Genomic DNA, 18386 nt, shown 5'->3' on the forward strand with positions numbered 1-18386 from the left:
ATTGATGGATTGCAGCTATACTAAGAGATTCTAGCACTAAATGCAATCATTTTTGTGCAGCTACACTTATGTTCTAAAGTGGCTCACGGTTTCTTATTATAAAACGTTGGCAAAAGATGTGCAAGAAATAGAAAGTATTTAAATTGTTAAATCGTCGATTTAAGAAATTCCTAATATTTTTCCAATCTATCTCTTAAAAACCATCAAGTATCATGTATACTATAATTAGAACTTGATCATGTGATAATTATGTTGCTGCGCTGTTATCGGTGTCAGCAATTATCGAGGGGTATGTAAAATGTATAAAATATTAGTATGTGATGACGATAGAGAAATCGTAGAAGCAATCGAAATTTATCTTTCTCAGGAGGGATATCAGATTTTAAAAGCATATGACGGAATCGAAGCACTGGAGATTTTGGAGAAAGAGGAAGTGAATCTTCTGATCATCGATGTCATGATGCCGAGACTTGACGGAATCCGTGCAACATTGAAGATCCGCGAGAAGAACAGTCTGCCAATCATTATCTTGTCTGCGAAGTCAGAAGATACCGATAAGATTCTTGGACTCAATATCGGTGCGGATGATTATGTAACAAAGCCGTTCAATCCGCTGGAACTTGTGGCACGAGTGAAATCACAGCTGAGACGATTTAACGAGCTTGGCGGAACAGCACAGGAGCCAAAAGAGACGATTTATAAGGTAGGTGGCCTTCAGATCAATGATGATCTCAAGCAGGTAACAGTAGACGGAGAATTTGTGAAACTGACACCGATTGAATACAATATCCTTTTGCTTCTGATGAAGAATCAGGGAAAAGTATTTTCAATCAATCAGATTTATGAATCCATCTGGAATGAAGAGGCAATTGGTGCGGATAACACAGTTGCAGTTCACATTCGTCATATCAGAGAAAAAATAGAGATCAATCCGAAAGATCCACGTTACCTGAAAGTAGTCTGGGGTGTCGGATATAAAATCGAAAAAGCATAGTGCGAACAGTAACAAAAGCACATGTAAAAATGGATAGAAAAAGCATATAAGAGAACATAGAAAAATGCATAAGAAGGCATATAAGAAAGGGTTAACAATGAAGAAATGGTACAGGAAGACCGTGACAAGGACAATTGTTCTTGTTGTGGCGATTCTTAGCGGAGCATTGCTTGTGACAAATTTGCTTTCTCTCCTGACACTGGCGGGTGGAATGAGTTTGTCACAGATTCAAAAGATGAATACACAGTCTTTTGAAGAATCCGAAGAATTCAGCAAGATGGTCGAAAGTTACATGTACGATGTACAGGAGAAGCTTTATCTGCAGAATCTTTTTGAAAGTGACGGCGCCTACAATCCCAAAAAATTGGTGGATGTAATGGAACTGTCAAAGAAGGGCAAGATTTCAGAAACAAATTTGTCAGGTGTCACGTATACCATGGAAGAACTGGTGAACTGGGGCGAGACTTACAGTGGGACAGATAACGACAATCTTTACAAACAGAATGGCGTGATCGTCTGTCAGAAACCGGACGGAAATTATTATTACTATTATATGAATGATTTCTTTTCTCTTGTAAATGCAGGAAAACTTCAGTTTCAGATGGGCGAGCAGGACAGAGATCAGTTTCTGGCAGGATTGCAGGCGGGCGAATTTACGACTTCCGGTTATTATACATTTCAGATTACAGATGAAAACGGTGAGCTGCTTTATACAGACTGCTGGAACTTTGGTCAGTCAATGATTGAAAAATATGCACCGGTCGGAGCGGATAATCTACTCCAGGTTGTAAATAATAATCCGCAGTTAAATGGAAGACTGACATTGGTTTATGATAATATTGCCACAGCATTGCAGACAATCTATGAAGACTGGCAGGATTATGAAGGCGGTTGGAATTATCTGGAAGAAGGGAATACCAATTTTACCTATCTGTATGCAGATGAATCGACAAAGAAGGTTACTACAAATAAAGCAGAATATGCAAATTATGCAGATGTAAAGAAAAGCATAGAAGACATGATAGAATCAGCGTCAAAGAACCCTGTGAAATATATGGTAATCTATCCTGAATTGAAAGATTTTAAGACGAATATGAATGTTTCTTATTCGGATCAATGGCTCAATACACGTTCTTATGGTTACTATTCCGGCGGAACAAAGTGGAAAGATGTTTTTGCAGTTGCGGTTGACACAAAATATCCGATTCAGGATCAGTTCTATCAGAGCAGTATTGATTATCAGAATAATATTCCACAGATGAAAGCAGCATTGCATTTTATGATTTTCAGCGGAGTATTCTTTTTGGTCACAGTAGTATGGTTGACATTGGGGGCAGGGAGAAAACCGCAGGATGAAGAACTGCATTTGTTAAAGTTCGATTCCTGGAAGACAGAGATTGCTGCTGCAGTTGTTATTTTTGTTTGGGTGATTGGAAGTTATTTCTTTTTTGTGGCAGGAATAGATGGAATTCATATCTTATTTGATGGGATTACAGGGTTATGTGGTTCGTACGGTGCTGTGGAAAGTGATACATTTGTTCCATCATCCTATGTTCCGAATGTATATATGCAGACTTTAAGTCTCGGAGAATCAGTGGGTGCGTTTGCATATGGAGCATTTACATTTACCTGCTTTTTTGCCGGCTATCTTAGTCTGGTAAGAAGAATTAAGGCAAAGAGTCTGTGGGAGAACAGTCTGCTTCGAAGCTTCGGTATATTTATCGGGAAAATATTACGAGACATGAAGCTTACAAAGAAAACAGCAGGACTTTTGATTCTTTATTTCCTGTTTCAGCTTTTCGTGCTCTGGGGTGGAAATTTCTTCCTGGTGATTCTGCTGCTGATTGCTGATGCAGTGCTATTCTATTACATGGTTGCAAATGTGATGGAGAAGAATCGATTGAGAAAAGGAATTCAGGAGATCGCTGCCGGAAATATGAGTTATCAGATTCCAATCGACGGACTGCATGGGGAGAACAAGAAATTTGCATTGCTGATCAACGGGATCGGAACCGGACTTAACAAAGCAGTTGCCGAGGCAATGAAAAACGAACGTCTTAAGACAGATTTGATCACAAATGTTTCTCATGATATTAAGACACCACTGACTTCTATTTTGAATTATGTCGGCATCTTAAGACAAACAGATCCGGCGGATCCGAAAGTTCAGGATTATCTGAATATTCTGGAAGCGAAAGCACAGAGACTGAAGACATTGACAGAAGATGTAGTAGAAGCATCGAAAGTCAGCAGCGGGAATATTTCCCTGGAATATATGGATCTTGATCTGTCAGAAATGATCCAGCAGACGCAGGGTGAACTCGAAGAAAAATTCGAGGCGAGAAATCTGGCAATCGTCACAGATCTTCCGGCAGAACCGGCTGTTGTGCATGTCGATGGAAGAAGAATGTGGCGTGTTCTGGAAAATATTTACGGAAATGCAGCCAAGTACGCAATGCCTGGAACCAGAGTTTACGCGACTCTGAAAACAGATGATACAAAGGTAAGATTTTCATTGAAAAATGTTTCCGAGCATCAGTTGAATATTCAGGCTGACGAACTGACAGAACGTTTTATCCGCGGAGATATTTCCAGAAGTACGGAGGGAAGTGGATTAGGACTTTCTATAGCGAAGAGCCTTACAACAATGCAGGGCGGCACATTTGACTTGTATCTGGACGGAGATTTGTTCCGGGTAGATATTACATTTCCAAGAGTGAAAGTAAAAGGAAATGCTGCCGGAGTAACAGAGGAATTAGCAGAGAAATCATCAAGCGGTGTATCTTGACATTCTATTCGCGTTATGCTAACCTTTTTAAGGAATGAAAAGCAGTGATAAGCGAAACGCGATGAGGAAGAGAGTAGTCTGTAACAGATTCTACAGAAAAGTCCTGAAGGCTGTCAGGCCGGATGCTGAGAGGGATGGATGGAAGACAGATGAAGATGGCTTCTGAGCAGCGCAGATGAGCCTGAACAGAGTGATCAAGTGAGTTGTTTAAGCAGCAATCTTGAATAAAAAAATCCGGGTTAGTCTGTGAAGGGATTCGCCCTTTATAGCGAAGAGTATCAACAGTGAGAAATGCCGTAGTATTCAAAGCAGTTTTTACTAACGAAAGTGCAGATACTCATAGAGGTTTCTTTCCGCGAGGAAGGAACGAAGAGAAGTGGTAACACGAAAGTAGGATTCGTCTTCTCAGGGATGCAAGTCTCTGGGAGGGCGTTTTTTAATATATTAGGTTCTTTCCTAATATATTAAAAACGCTCCGCTAGGGATGTTACGGAAAATCCAGAAAAAATCGTATTAGTAATCACTGAAAGTTGAGAAAAAATCCCACATTGTGGGAAAAGGAGGCAGAAAAATGTCAGAAAAACCAAAATATTATATAACAACAGCGATTGCCTATACATCAGGTAAACCGCATATCGGAAACACATACGAGATCGTGCTTGCAGATGCAATTGCACGTTACAAGAGAAGCCAGGGATATGATGTATTCTTCCAGACAGGAACAGATGAGCACGGACAGAAGATCGAGCTCAAAGCCGAGGAGGCTGGAATCACACCAAAGGAATTCGTAGATAATGTATCAACAGAAATCAAAAGAATCTGGGATCTGATGGATACATCTTATGACAAATTCATCCGTACAACAGATGAAGATCATGAGAAACAGGTTAAGAAGATTTTCAAGAAACTTTACGACAAGGGAGATATTTACAAGGGACATTATGAAGGAATGTACTGTACACCATGCGAGTCTTTCTTCACAGAGTCTCAGCTTGTAGATGGAAAATGTCCTGACTGTGGACGCCCGGTTCAGCCGGCAAAGGAAGAGGCATATTTCTTCAAAATGAGCAAATATGCAGATCGTCTGATCGAGCATATCAATACACATCCGGAATTTATTCAGCCTGTAGCACGTAAGAACGAGATGATGAACAACTTCCTCCTTCCGGGACTTCAGGATCTGTGTGTATCCAGAACATCCTTCAAGTGGGGAATTCCGGTAGATTTCGATCCAAAGCACGTTGTATATGTATGGCTTGATGCTCTTACAAACTATATCACAGGAATCGGATATGACGCAGACGGAAACAGCACAGAGCAGTTCAACAAACTGTGGCCGGCAGACCTTCATCTGATCGGAAAAGATATCATCCGTTTCCATACAATTTACTGGCCAATCTTCCTTATGGCACTTGATCTTCCACTTCCGAAACAGGTGTTTGGACATCCGTGGCTGCTTCAGGGAGACGGTAAGATGAGTAAGTCTAAAGGAAATGTTCTCTATGCAGATGAACTTGTTGATTTCTTTGGTGTAGATGCAGTTCGCTACTTCGTACTTCATGAGATGCCATTCGAGAATGACGGTGTTATTTCCTGGGAGCTGATGGTAGAGCGTCTGAACTCTGATCTTGCAAATACACTTGGAAACCTTGTAAACAGAACTGTTTCTATGACAAACAAATACTTCGGCGGAACAGTAGAAGATAAGGGGGTTGTAGAAGATGTAGATGCAGAACTGAAAGCAGTTGTAGAGAATGCTTCTAAAGCAGTTGATGCTAAGATGGCAGACCTCCGCGTTGCCGATGCGATTACAGAAATCTTCAATCTGTTCAAACGCTGCAATAAATACATTGATGAGACAACTCCTTGGGTACTCGGAAAAGATGAATCCAAGAAGGATCGCCTTTCTACAGTACTTTGGAATCTGATCCAGAGCATTTCTGAAGGTGCAAGACTTCTTGAATCTTTTATGCCTTCTACAAGTAAGAAGATCCTTGAGCAGCTTGGTAACGGACATGTAACAGAGAAACCGGAGATCCTGTTCCAGCGAATGGATCTCGAAGAGGTTATGAAGAAAGTTGAAGAACTTCATCCGAAGGTAGAAGAAAAGAAAGAGGAAGAAGCTGTTATCGACATTGAGCCGAAAGATGAGATCACATTTGAGCAGTTCGGAGCAATGCAGTTCCAGGTTGGAGAGATCATTGCATGTGAGGCTGTAAAGAAATCCAAAAAGCTTCTCTGCTCTCAGGTAAAAGTTGGAAGCCAGGTAAAACAGATCGTATCCGGAATCAAAGCACATTACACACCGGAAGAAATGGTTGGTAAGAAAGTTATGGTTCTTGTAAACCTGAAACCTGCGAAGCTGGCAGGCGTACTTTCAGAGGGAATGTTGCTTTGTGCAGAAGATGCAGAAGGTAACCTTGCACTGATGACACCGGAAAAAGAAATGCCGGCTGGAGCAGAAATCTGTTAATTGAAATGTTTGAAAATTCAGACAATTATAGCCAAAACAGATAATAAATAAAAAATATAAAAAAATCAAATGAATATATTGACAAATTAGACGCCGAATGTTATTATATAACCATCAAAGAGAGAAAGAAATCTCCCAAAGATATTTAACTAAGAAGGCAAAAGTAACAGATGCCTGATTAGATTAAAAATACAAGTTCAACAGGAGGTCAGTCCCATGGACAGTATAGTTTCAGATTTTTATCAATATGTCAGTGGTATGATGAGTGAAGGTTCCTGTGAAGAAAGAGACCTTTGCCAAGCGTAAAAGTCCAGTAGAAAGAAAAGAAGATCAAAGATCGGAGAGTACGGAAACTGGAAGCAAAGAGAAAAAGATGAATCACTCATAGATGTATTGAATAAAAATACCGCATATAACATAGAATGAAAAATGTGTAAAGAAACATTGAAAGGATATGTTATAATCTTAGATTTGTTATAAAAGCAGGAATGACTTGACAGAAGATTTAATACATAAAGTATTGAATGGATATGAAAATCATTCAAGTGATAAAATAACAGACGACAAAGGTCTCACAGGAACGTAGAATCGCGAATAATCTCCGATACAAAATATAAAATTATAATAATAATACAATTAAATAACACTAAAAATGCACTTTCAAAAGGAATTGAAGGTGCATTTTTTTGACATTACAGACCTCATATGGTAGAATAATGAAAGAGTATCGGCTAGTGCCTAATGGACACATTCAGACCAAAACTAATATTTCAATGACAATGAGGTGAGTACAGTGGATAAGTATGAATATAAGTTAAAGACAGAAGAGATGCTGGAACTTATGGAAGATGGAGAATACAGAAAAGCAGCGGCAGCAGCAGATCTGATTGACTGGAAGCGTGTCCGTAACGCAGGGATGCTGATGAATGTCAGTGATATTTATGAAAAAACAAAAGAGTATCAGAAGAGCTATGATGTGATGAATCTTGCATATCGCCGTTCTGAAGGAAGCCGCAAGGTGATCTATAAGTTATGTTCTCTTGCAATTAAGACAAAGAATATAGATGAAGCAATCGACTATTATGACGAATTTATCCAGATTGCACCGAAAGATCCGAACAGGCATATCCTTAGATATCAGATCTTAAGAGCGCAGAGAGCGCCGATCGAACAGCAGATTGAGGCTCTGGAGGAATTTAAGAAGGCAGAATATATTGAAGAGTGGGCTTATGAACTGGCGAAGCTTTATCGCGAAGCAGGTATGATGACAGAATGTCTGGAAGAGTGTGATGATCTGATCCTCTGGTTCAGCGAGGGTAAGTATGTTTATAAGGCAATGGAACTGAAGATGCAGTATAAGCCATTGTCACCATCGCAGCAGCAGAAATATGATCACAGATATGAGAAGCTTTCTTCAGAGACAGAAGAAATACCGGATCTGGCTTCCTATTTAGGAGAAGACGAGGAAAAAGATTCTGCGTCAGAAGGAGCTGAAGCACTTGGAGATACAAGATCAATCGGGCTGACAGAACAGCCGGTGATGGAGAACGACAGTACTTCCGATGTGATTGACACGGATGCGGTTACTTTGGAAGCGACAGAAGAGCCGGATACCGAAGTAGAAAATCCGGAAGAAGCAGGAGTAGAAACAGCAGAAGTTATAGAAGCTTCCGAGGATGAGTCAGAAGTTCAGCCGGCAACGGTAGAGACAAGTGGAGATAAGAGAACACTTAGCAAAGATACTGCTTCCATACCGATTGTCGGTAAGAATCCGGTAAAACCAGTCAAGAAGAAACTTGGAGATACGATGCGGTTAGATGAAGCTCTGCAGCAATTACTCAATCCGAAACCGGAAGTTCAGGCAGAACCGGGAGAAGAAGTCGAACCGGATATGACAGATCTGGAAGAGGATATTGCAGCAATTGAGGATGTAGAAGATCTTGAGATCGTGAATCAACTGACAGAAGAGAAGAAAGCTGAGGAAGCCAATAAAGAACGAGTAGTTCCATCAGGGATGAAAGAACTGATACCGGAACCGGAGACAGAAGAAGAACTTATAGAACAGGCAGTGGAGAAGACTTCAGAAGATGTCCCAGAAGATGCAGTTACTATAGAAGCAGGAGAAGCAGAACCGGAAGAAGTTCTTGAAGTAGAAGAGGCAGAACCGGAAGAGGAAGAAATCCTTGAAGCAGGAGAAGCAGAACCGGAGGAGGAAGAAATCCTTGAAGCAGAAGAAGCAGAACCGGAAGAGGAAGAAATCCTTGAAGCAGGGGAAGCAGAACCGGAGGAGGAAGAAATCCTTGAAGCAGGGGAAGCAGAACCGGAAGAGGAAGAAATTCTTGAAATAGATGCAGCTGAGTCAGAAGATCTGACAGATGAATCAGAAGATTTGTCTGAGGTGGAGGAACTGATCTCAGAAACTGAAGTTGTCAATGATGAAGATGATTCAGAAGGAGCAGCAGTAAGAGAGACTATGGACAATAAAAATAATGAAGAACCAATTTTATCACCAGAGATACAGAAACTGATTGATGAGATTGAAGGTGTTATTCCGGAAGAGGAAGAAGTAGATGCAACAGTAAGTTCAGAAGAAGTTCTTGAGGTAGAAGAAGAACCACATGAAAATATGGGAGAGCTTGCGGATGATCTCAGACTCGGTGAGGATGAGTACGAAGATTATGATGCGTATGACTGGGATGATGCAGAAGAGTTTGACGAAGACGATATTTTAGATGATTATGAAGAGTCTGATGACGATTTGTTGGATGATTATGAAGACGCTGATGATGATCTGTTCGGTGAGGAAGAAGGATATGATGATCTGGATGCCTATGGTTATGAAGAAGACGATGAGGATGATGAAGTAATTAATCCAAGAGATCTTTTCACAGCAGAAGATAAGATTTCAGATGATGATCTTCTTGGTCTGAATTCTTATGAAGAAGTGCCAAATTTTGAAGATGAATTCAGCGTGAATCCAGCGCATAGTGAGGAACCGGATGACAGAGAGATTCCGGATGAAGATGATGGAATTGATATCATGTCTGCGACAACACCATTGAGCCGTAAAGAGACTGCAAAATTGATCGCAACAGGTAAGACATCACCATTACCGTTAGATGAGATTGCAGATGCAATGTCTGATACAGGATTTATCGTGCATGGTCGTTATGATCTTGAAACACAGAGCGGAATTGGTACAAGAGCAGGACTTACAGAGGAACAGAAGAAACTCTTCTCTTATTTTGTACCTGTACGTGGTATGAGTGAGCAGCTGGTAGATGTACTTGAGCAGGATAAGAACTGTACAAACCGCAAAGGAACTTCCAGAACAGGAAACCTTCTGATTATTGGAAATAAAGGAAATGGAAAGACAGTCCTTGCTGTTGATGTTGTAAAGGCAATTCAGAAGCAGCGTGACATCCGTCAGGGCAAGGTTGCGATTGTAACAGGAGAGTCACTGAATAAGAAGAGAATCGGAGACATTTTCCGTAAACTGTACGGCGGTGCACTGATCATTGAAAAAGCCGGACAGATGAACGAAAAAACACTCGCCAAGCTGAATAAAGCAATGGAGCAGGATACAGGAGAACTTTTGGTAGTTCTTGAAGAGCAGAGAAAACCACTGGACAGACTTCTTTCTTCCAACAGAGAATTCAGAAGAAAATTTACTTCCAGACTTGAAGTGCCGATCTTTATTAATGATGAGCTTGTAACATTTGGCCAGACTTATGCTCAGGAGAATGGTTACAGAATCGATGAGATGGGAATCCTTGCACTGTACAGTAAGATTGATTCTTTACAGAGAGAAGATCATGCAGTAACAGTAGCAGAAGTGAAAGAAGTGATGGATGATGCGATCGCTCATTCACAGAAAGCTTCCGCAAAGAAGCTTGTGAAGAGAGTATTTGGAAAGAATACAGATTCTTCCGACAGAATTCTGCTTTCAGAGAAAGATTTCAACATTTAATGACATATATTTGTTAAGAATTAATAGACAGTCAGTAAAACGACTGTCTATTTTTGTGCAATAATACATTTTCTCTTTCTTTTTTATACAGTATCAAGTATAATAAAACTATAGTGTTCAAGGGGAGAATGAAACTTTGTTACCAATTGAAAGATTCGGTAATGTGCCTTGATCTATAAGAAATTGTATGGTTTTTAAATCATTACAATCAGGAATATATTTGAGCAGTGAGGTGGCTTTATGGTTAAGAAAAACAGCACGAAGACGAAAGTGCAGCCTTATGAGATCGGAGAACTTGACCATTATCTTTTTGGGCAGGGAAATCATTATGAGATTTATAAAAAGATGGGTGCCCATGAGGTGACAAAGAACGGAAAAAGAGGAGTATATTTTGCGGTATGGGCTCCTCATGCAGTAAACGTTTCTGTAATCGGAGAGTTTAATGACTGGGATGAGACGAAAGATAAGATGAAGAGAGGAGAGCCTCTCGGAATATACACATGCTTCGTTCCGGAGGCGAAGAAAGGGGATTTGTATAAGTTCTGTATAGAGACACAGGCGGGTGAGAAGATCTATAAAGCAGATCCATTTGCTAATTATGCAGAGCTCCGACCGGGAACAGCATCCAGAATTACAGACATTTCTAATCTGAACTGGTCAGACAGTAAGTGGATGACAGCTCGTGAGAAGTGGGATAACAAAGAAGAACCAGTGTCTATTTATGAAGTGCATATGGGTTCCTGGATGAGACATCCTGGAAGGGAAGATGAAGGATTCTATACATATCGTGAGTTTGCAGAAGCAATTACAAAGTATGTAAAAGAGATGGGATATACTCATGTTGAGTTGATGGGAATCGCAGAGCATCCGTTTGATGGTTCCTGGGGATATCAGGTGACTGGATATTATGCACCAACTGCACGCTATGGAACACCGGAAGATTTTGCATACATGGTGAATTATCTTCATAAGAATAATATCGGTGTTATTCTTGATTGGGTACCGGCGCATTTCCCGAAAGATGCACATGGTCTGGCAGATTTTGATGGAACACCGACATTCGAATATCCAGATCCGAGAAAAGGTGAGCATCCTGATTGGGGAACGAAGGTTTTCAATTATGAAAAACCGGAAGTTTCCAACTTCCTTCTGGCGAATGCATTGTTCTGGGTTGAACATTATCATGTAGACGGACTTCGTGTAGATGCAGTGGCATCTATGCTGTATCTGGACTACGGAAGAGAAGATGGACAGTGGATTCCGAATAAATTTGGCGGAAATGAGAATCTTGAGGCAATTGCATTCTTTAAACATCTGAACTCTGTAGTTTGCGGAAGAAATAAAGGCGTTATGATGATTGCAGAAGAGTCCACAGCATGGCCGAAGGTGACAGGATCTCCTGAGGATGATGGACTTGGATTTACTTTGAAGTGGAATATGGGATGGATGCATGACTTTACAGAATATATGAAACTGGATCCTTATTTCAGAAAAAATGCACATCATATGATGACATTTTCTATGGAATATGCATATTCAGAGAACTATATTCTTGTACTTTCTCATGATGAGGTTGTTCATCTGAAATGCTCCATGTTGAATAAGATGCCGGGAGAAGGATTGGATAAGTTCCGCAACTTGAAGGTGGCATATGCATTTATGATGGGACATCCTGGAAAGAAGCTTCTCTTTATGGGACAGGAGTTCGCACAGCTTCGTGAGTGGAGTGAAGAGAGAGAACTGGATTGGTTCCTTCTTGCAGAAGAACCGCATCAGCAGATTCAGAACTGGTATAAAGATCTGCTTCATCTTTATAAGAAGAATAAGGCATTGTATGAGTTGGATAATGATCCGAAGGGATTTGACTGGATCAATAAGGATGATATCTTCCGGAGTATTTTCAGTTTCACAAGACATTCAAAGGATGGGAAGAAGAATCTGCTTTTTGTATGCAACTTTACACCGGTAGACAGACCGGATTACCGTGTTGGTGTTCCGAGAAGAAAGCAGTTTAAGCTTGTTCTTAACAGTGATGAGACAAAATACGGCGGATCGGGAGAGGAACGCCCATTGGTTTACAAACCAGAGAAGCAGGAATGTGATGGTCAGAAATATTCCTTTGCATATCCTCTTCCGGGATATGGTGTGGCAGTATTTGAGTATTAAGTTGTATAGTATAATGTTTTCCACGAATAGATGGAACAGGAATTAGACATACATTAATTTGCCCCTGCATAGATTGTAAAAAACAAACTATGCAGGGGCTTTTCTATGAGAGAATATATTGAGGAGCGTGCAGTGGAAATTGCAAATTATATTATAGAAAATAATGCGACAGTGAGACAGACAGCAAAACAGTTTCGGATTAGTAAGAGTACGGTGCATAAGGATGTTACAGAACGTCTGCTTCAGATCAATCCATCATTGGCTCATGAAACGCGTAAGGTTTTAGACACTAACAAATCAGAACGTCACATCCGGGGAGGGCTCGCTACCAGAGAAAAATATTTACACTTGCATGCTTCCAATTATTGAAGTTAATGTTACAATAAAAGAGGATATTCAATCAGAAACACGGACATTGAGAGGAGACTGTTCAAATGCGGGTGGCAATTGTTGAAAGGGATGAAAAAGTATTAGAAGAACTGAAAAAAGGTTTAAAACGCGTAGATCCGAATTACGAGTTGGCGGGGATTGCAGGGAATGGACAGTCTGCATATGAAATGATAACAGTTATGCAGCCAAATCTTGTTATCATGGACATTGGGCTTCCGCGGATGAATGGGTTAAATCTTTTGAGAAAATTACGCACGGAAGGACGTGAGTTCCGTGTGATTATTATAACAAAGGATGAAGATTTTCAACAGGCAAAGCAGGCAATCGATCTGGGTGTGGACGGATATTTAGTACAGCCGTTCCGGCCGATGGAGCTTAAGAAGGCATTAAGCCGTATTCATGAAAAAATCAGGAATGAATATTGGATGCAGGCTTCTTTTACTGTTGAAAATGTTTTGTTAAGCTGTAGATATGGAGAAATTATATCGAATCAGAAGTTAAATGAAATGACTATCCGAAAATATGGTTTTACAGTGGATGATCCGGGATATTTATTTACGGTTTCAATGGCAGACGAATACGAGGAGCAGAAGGAAAATATACGTGGATTTCTCGAAGAAATCTGTAGACGTGAGTGTGGATTTTCGGCATCTGTTATATGTTTGGATCGATGGAAACAGGTGTATCTGATCATTTACCGGGTACGTGAAGCAAGGAACTGGAAAGAATATTTTAAAAAAAATGTGGTTACTGGGTTATGTAGGAATTTTCCGGGGACAATTATTTGTGTATGGATAGAGACAAAACAGCTGACAAAGCTGGTAGATGCAATGATTCAGGCAGGAAGTCTCATGGAATGGAATCTTCTTCAGCCGCGAGGAGTTTTAATCTGTCAGCAGACAGTTGAGAAATTTGAAGCTGTTCCGGTGCGTTATCCGGTAGAATTAGAACAACGAATGCGAGAAATGATTTTCGATGAAAACAAGAAAGGAATTGCCAGACAATTTCAACTTGTTTGTGAGGAAATGAAAAGAGAAAAATATTTTCCAAAAGAAATAAAATACAGTATCATTCGTTTTTGCATGGCAGCTGGATTGAATTATAGAAATTATGGCGGGGAGATTGACGAAACAAAAATCCTGAGTCTTATGCAGCAGATTACCTATGCCATCAGCTGGAAACAGATAGAGAAAGCGATTCAAGGCTTGGAACGGATGATATCATATGAGCATAAATTTGAGCAGTACAGTACGCTTATCCAAAAAGCAATGAAAATTATAAGAAAAGAATATGACAGTGGTATTACATTGGAAGAAGCAGCGAGCCAACTTTATGTATCGGAAGAATACCTGAGTTCTCAGTTTAAGAAGGAGACAGGATATAATTTTACAGAAACTGTGAGGAAATACAGGATAGAAAAAATAAAGGAGCTTCTCAGGACAACAAAATATAAGATGAATCAGATTGCGGGGCTTGTCGGTTACTCTGATCCCAAATATATGAGTAAGGTGTTTAAAGAGGAGGAAGGAATTTTACCGACGGAATACAGACGTAACTCCAATGGGATTTCATAATCAGGAGTAATTTCATGTTGCTTATAGAAAAAAGTAGAGAATAAGAGGCATATTTAATTAAAAAAATACACTTTTATAAAAAATTTCACCCTTTTAAATATAGAAAATGTGCTATGATATATGTGAAAAGTGAAAAGGATTTCATAGCCGTTAAGGCAGAAAGAGGTGAAAAGAATGAGCACAATGAACATTACTTTCAAACACCCGGATGAGATCATTGATTTCTTGAAAACAGTATGTAAATTTGACTTTAACATGGACATGAGAAGAGGACGGGCAGTAGTAGATGCGAAGTCATTACTTGGAATCATGAATCTGGGATTGAATAACGTGATTGAACTGCAGATGTATGCAGACGATTGCACAGAACTTGAAAGACAGCTAGAAAGATTTGCAGCATAAAATGGAACATAAAAATGGGATGTCGGGCATTTGTTCGGCATCTTTTTTGATATATTATACCCATAACAGTGGATACATAGAATGCGCACTGCGGTGTACGATGTAGGTGTCGCAAGCGACCACCGCAGGCGTAAGAGGGTGCCGAGGCACATTCTTTGTTCTGGATAGATCAGAAGGGGAATAATTACCGTGTATAGTAATAGAAATTGTGGATAAGATTTTATTTTACATAAACAAATACTTGTAAATCAATGCTTCCTCTACTATAATGAAAAACAGAAAAAGATATATAAATAAAGTAAATAGTTTTGATTGGATTTTACAGGAGGAAAGATTTGAAGAAAGAATTAGTGATTGTCCTTGACTTTGGTGGACAGTATAACCAGCTGGTCGCAAGACGTGTCAGGGAGTGTAATGTATATTGTGAAATTTATTCATATAAGACGGATATTGAAAAAATCAAAGAGATGAATCCAAAAGGAATCATTCTCACAGGCGGACCGAACAGCTGTTATGAGCCGGATTCACCGACTTATTCAGAAGAACTGTTCAAGCTTGGAATTCCGGTTCTCGGACTTTGCTATGGCGCACAGCTGATGTCTCATGTACTTGGTGGAAAAGTTGAGCGTGCAGATGTAAGAGAATATGGTAAGACAGAAGTTATTATTGATAAAAAAGACTCCAAAGTATTTGAGGGTGTTTCAGAGACAACAACATGTTGGATGAGCCATTTTGATTATATTTCAAAGATTGCTCCGGGATTTGAAATTACAGCACACACTGCTGACTGTCCGGTTGCAGCAGCTGAGAACGCAGCTGAGAAACTGTATGCAATCCAGTTCCATCCAGAAGTACTTCATACAGTAGAAGGAACAAAGATGATCAACAACTTTGTAAAAAATGTATGTGAATGTGCGGGTGACTGGAAGATGGATGCTTTTGTTGAGAATACAATTGCAGAGATCCGCGAGAAGGTTGGAAACGGAAGAGTATTGCTCGCATTGTCAGGTGGGGTTGACTCTTCAGTGGCAGCAGGACTTCTTTCCAAAGCCATTGGAAAACAGCTTACTTGTGTATTCGTAGATCACGGACTTCTTCGCAAAAATGAAGGAGATGAAGTTGAGGCAATCTTCGGACCAGAAGGACAGTTTGATCTGAACTTTATCCGCGTAAATGCGCAGGAAAGATATTATAACAAACTTGCAGGCGTTACAGAGCCAGAAGCAAAACGTAAGATTATCGGTGAAGAATTCATCCGTATCTTCGAAGAAGAAGCAAAGAAGATCGGTACCGTTGAATTCCTTGCACAGGGAACAATTTATCCGGATGTGGTAGAAAGTGGTCTTGGCGGAGAATCCGCTGTGATCAAATCTCACCACAATGTAGGAGGACTTCCGGATTTTGTAGATTTCAAAGAAATCATTGAGCCGCTTCGTGATCTTTTCAAAGATGAAGTTCGTAAAGCAGGACTTGAGCTTGGACTTCCTGAAAGACTCGTATTCCGTCAGCCATTCCCAGGACCGGGACTTGGAGTACGTATCATCGGCGAAGTAACAGCTGAGAAAGTTCGTATCGTTCAGGATGCAGATGCTATTTATCGTGAAGAGATTGAAAATGCCGGACTTGATAAGACAATTGGTCAGTATTTTGCAGCACTTACGAATATGAGAAGCGTTGGTGTTATGGGTGATGAGAGAACTTATGATTATGCTGTAGCTCTTAGAGCCGTTAATACGATTGATTTCATGACTGCAGAGGCGGCGGAGATTCCGTATGAAGTTCTGAATAAAGTAATGAGCAGAGTTATAAATGAAGTTCGTGGGGTGAATAGAATATTCTATGATCTGACGAGTAAGCCACCGGGAACGATTGAGTTTGAATAGTTGACGCTGGGCTACAAAGCCCGTAACCACGGGGCTTTGCGGCTTTGGGTGTTTGAAATTGCATTATCATTGCATTTTTATATTTCTTTGTGATACATTGCAGTATGCTGATTACTGGTATAATTAGCAATACTTTGAGAAGCTGACTGGTAGCTGAGAACCCCGGTCAGCTTCTTTGCAATCTCAATATTGGTGTTTGGATACAGATGACCATAAGTTCCTAGTGTCGTCTGTATTTTTTCATGTCCAAGACGCTCTTTAATCAGCAGTGGATTTTCGCCCATGCTGATAAGCAGGGAAGCATGCGAATGTCTCAGGGCATGAATTTTGATTCTGTGAACACCAGCTAAATTTGCCAATTTCTCCAATGCTCTTGGAAGTGTTGTTTTGCTGGTGGGTGTACTGTTATAACTCAGGACGAATCCACAATTTGGTAAAACCTTTGCCTGAACCGCCTTCCATTCTTGTAATTCCTTGATGGTATCAGCATCAATATAAATGGTACGGTTGCTTGCCTGCGTCTTAGGTTCAACGAATTTGTAGTCATTCATTGTTTTATAGTACAGTGTTTTACTAATAATCAGCATACCTGTTTCAAAATCAATATCATCCCACTGTAAGGCGGCAGCCTCTCCAATACGCATTCCAGTCATAAATAAAAGCCAGAACGAGATGAAGAGATAGTGCTCGTAGTAGTCACCTTTGTACAGCAGGGATATTACCTTCTGAAACTCCTCCAAAGTCCAGAAGTCGATCTTTACTTTTTTAGATTTGATATTGCCGATCATGCGGGCAGGATTCTTCTTTGCAAGTCCGAGGATAATCGCCCGGTCAAAAGCTAAACATAACATTCCCTGAACAATGCGTACATAGTTTGGACTGAATTGTTTTGCCAACTTGAGCTGCCAGGTCTGTACATTTATCGCTTCTATTTCGGACACTTTCTTCTTGTAGAAATAGGCAAAGTGTTTTTGAATGGTCGAGTAACGATTCTTGTAGGTACTTTCTTTCACCTGAGTTTTGTACCACGGAAGATAGATTTCTTCAATAAACTTTTTGAAGGTAATGTCTTCCTTCTTATCAGCTAATTCTTCCGTTGATGCAAGAATCAATTTGGAATACTCGGCACGGGCTTCTTTTTTTGTTGAGAATCCGCTGCGGTATTTTTGAATCTGTTTTCCGGTTACAGGATGATATCCGAGATTGGCTCGAAAATAATAAGTGCCGTTTTCTGCTTTTTTAATTGGATCTTTTGCCATGATTTCACTCCTTACTAAAATGCAAAAAGCACGATCATTCTTGCTTATCGGGCAAAGTAATCCCTAATAATTCTTCAACGGCTTCTTTTGGAACCCTGTCTAATTTTCTGGATTGATAATAGGTATGCCCCTTTTCTACCATAAGTTCCTTTGCTTTTTTTATAATATCAGCAGCAAAGGAAGGACCGTAGCCTAATTCAATCAAATCCCTTTTTGTTACAGTTATCATGAATCTCCTTTCCACAGACAGGGAATCAACTTGATACCTGTCTATTATTATATCAAATTTTGAGTAAAAGTTCTCTAATAAAAGCGCTATAAGCTAAAATCCCAAAAGTCTATGTTATTCTTTCAGAAGCCAGTTCCTATGCCCGTTCCGGCCACGTAAAACGGTGTTACTTTGTAACTATTAAGCTGCAGGCGTGCGAAGATGCAAACTATCTGCAGTCACCTATATCAATCTCCCGAAAGATTTCTTTTGTTTTCA

At 40.1% G+C, this 18386-nt stretch carries 11 protein-coding genes; 9 read left to right on the top strand and 2 right to left on the bottom strand.

What is annotated here, in order from left to right:
* The first annotated feature begins 298 nt into the window (after positions 1–298).
* The 9 genes from ACZ47Z_RS01600 (at position 299) to guaA (ending at position 16640) form a co-directional block, all read left to right on the top strand.
* Positions 299–994: a response regulator transcription factor gene (locus tag ACZ47Z_RS01600; RefSeq protein ID WP_015530100.1), complete on the top strand. Its 696-nt coding sequence runs from the start codon at positions 299–301 to the stop codon at positions 992–994.
* Between the two features lie 64 nt (positions 995–1058).
* On the top strand, positions 1059–3782 hold the full coding sequence (locus tag ACZ47Z_RS01605; protein WP_464525807.1) for a histidine kinase dimerization/phospho-acceptor domain-containing protein: 2724 nt from the start codon (positions 1059–1061) through the stop codon (positions 3780–3782).
* A gap of 571 nt (positions 3783–4353) precedes the next feature.
* A complete protein-coding gene (gene metG / locus ACZ47Z_RS01610; RefSeq protein WP_117499502.1) occupies positions 4354–6255 on the top strand; it encodes a methionine--tRNA ligase in 1902 nt (633 codons plus the stop codon).
* A gap of 793 nt (positions 6256–7048) precedes the next feature.
* Positions 7049–10225: a hypothetical protein gene (locus ACZ47Z_RS01615; protein ID WP_464525808.1), complete on the top strand. Its 3177-nt coding sequence runs from the start codon at positions 7049–7051 to the stop codon at positions 10223–10225.
* A gap of 240 nt (positions 10226–10465) precedes the next feature.
* Complete coding sequence (gene glgB, locus ACZ47Z_RS01620) at positions 10466–12391, top strand: 1,4-alpha-glucan branching protein GlgB (protein ID WP_464525809.1); 1926 nt, start codon at positions 10466–10468, stop codon at positions 12389–12391.
* A 105-nt stretch (positions 12392–12496) separates the two neighbouring features.
* Positions 12497–12760, top strand: coding sequence for a sporulation transcriptional regulator SpoIIID (gene spoIIID / locus ACZ47Z_RS01625; RefSeq protein ID WP_015530105.1), 264 nt, complete (start codon positions 12497–12499; stop codon positions 12758–12760).
* A gap of 65 nt (positions 12761–12825) precedes the next feature.
* Complete coding sequence (locus ACZ47Z_RS01630; protein WP_464525810.1) at positions 12826–14355, top strand: response regulator; 1530 nt, start codon at positions 12826–12828, stop codon at positions 14353–14355.
* 174 nt (positions 14356–14529) lie between these two features.
* Entirely contained in the window at positions 14530–14757 is a 228-nt protein-coding gene (locus ACZ47Z_RS01635; protein ID WP_015530108.1) for an HPr family phosphocarrier protein, read from the top strand.
* Positions 14758–15092: 335 nt separating this feature from the next.
* Positions 15093–16640 (top strand): glutamine-hydrolyzing GMP synthase, encoded by a 1548-nt coding sequence (guaA, locus tag ACZ47Z_RS01640; RefSeq protein ID WP_055146606.1) that lies wholly within the window; start codon positions 15093–15095, stop codon positions 16638–16640.
* A 77-nt stretch (positions 16641–16717) separates the two neighbouring features.
* Here guaA and ACZ47Z_RS01645 read toward each other — a convergent pair whose 3' ends face one another.
* Complete coding sequence (locus tag ACZ47Z_RS01645; protein ID WP_005333347.1) at positions 16718–17899, bottom strand: site-specific integrase; 1182 nt, start codon at positions 17897–17899, stop codon at positions 16718–16720.
* A 34-nt stretch (positions 17900–17933) separates the two neighbouring features.
* Positions 17934–18128: a DUF3173 domain-containing protein gene (locus tag ACZ47Z_RS01650; protein ID WP_005333349.1), complete on the bottom strand. Its 195-nt coding sequence runs from the start codon at positions 18126–18128 to the stop codon at positions 17934–17936.
* Positions 18129–18386: the final 258 nt, after the last annotated feature.

The organism is Mediterraneibacter faecis, from assembly GCF_055383675.1.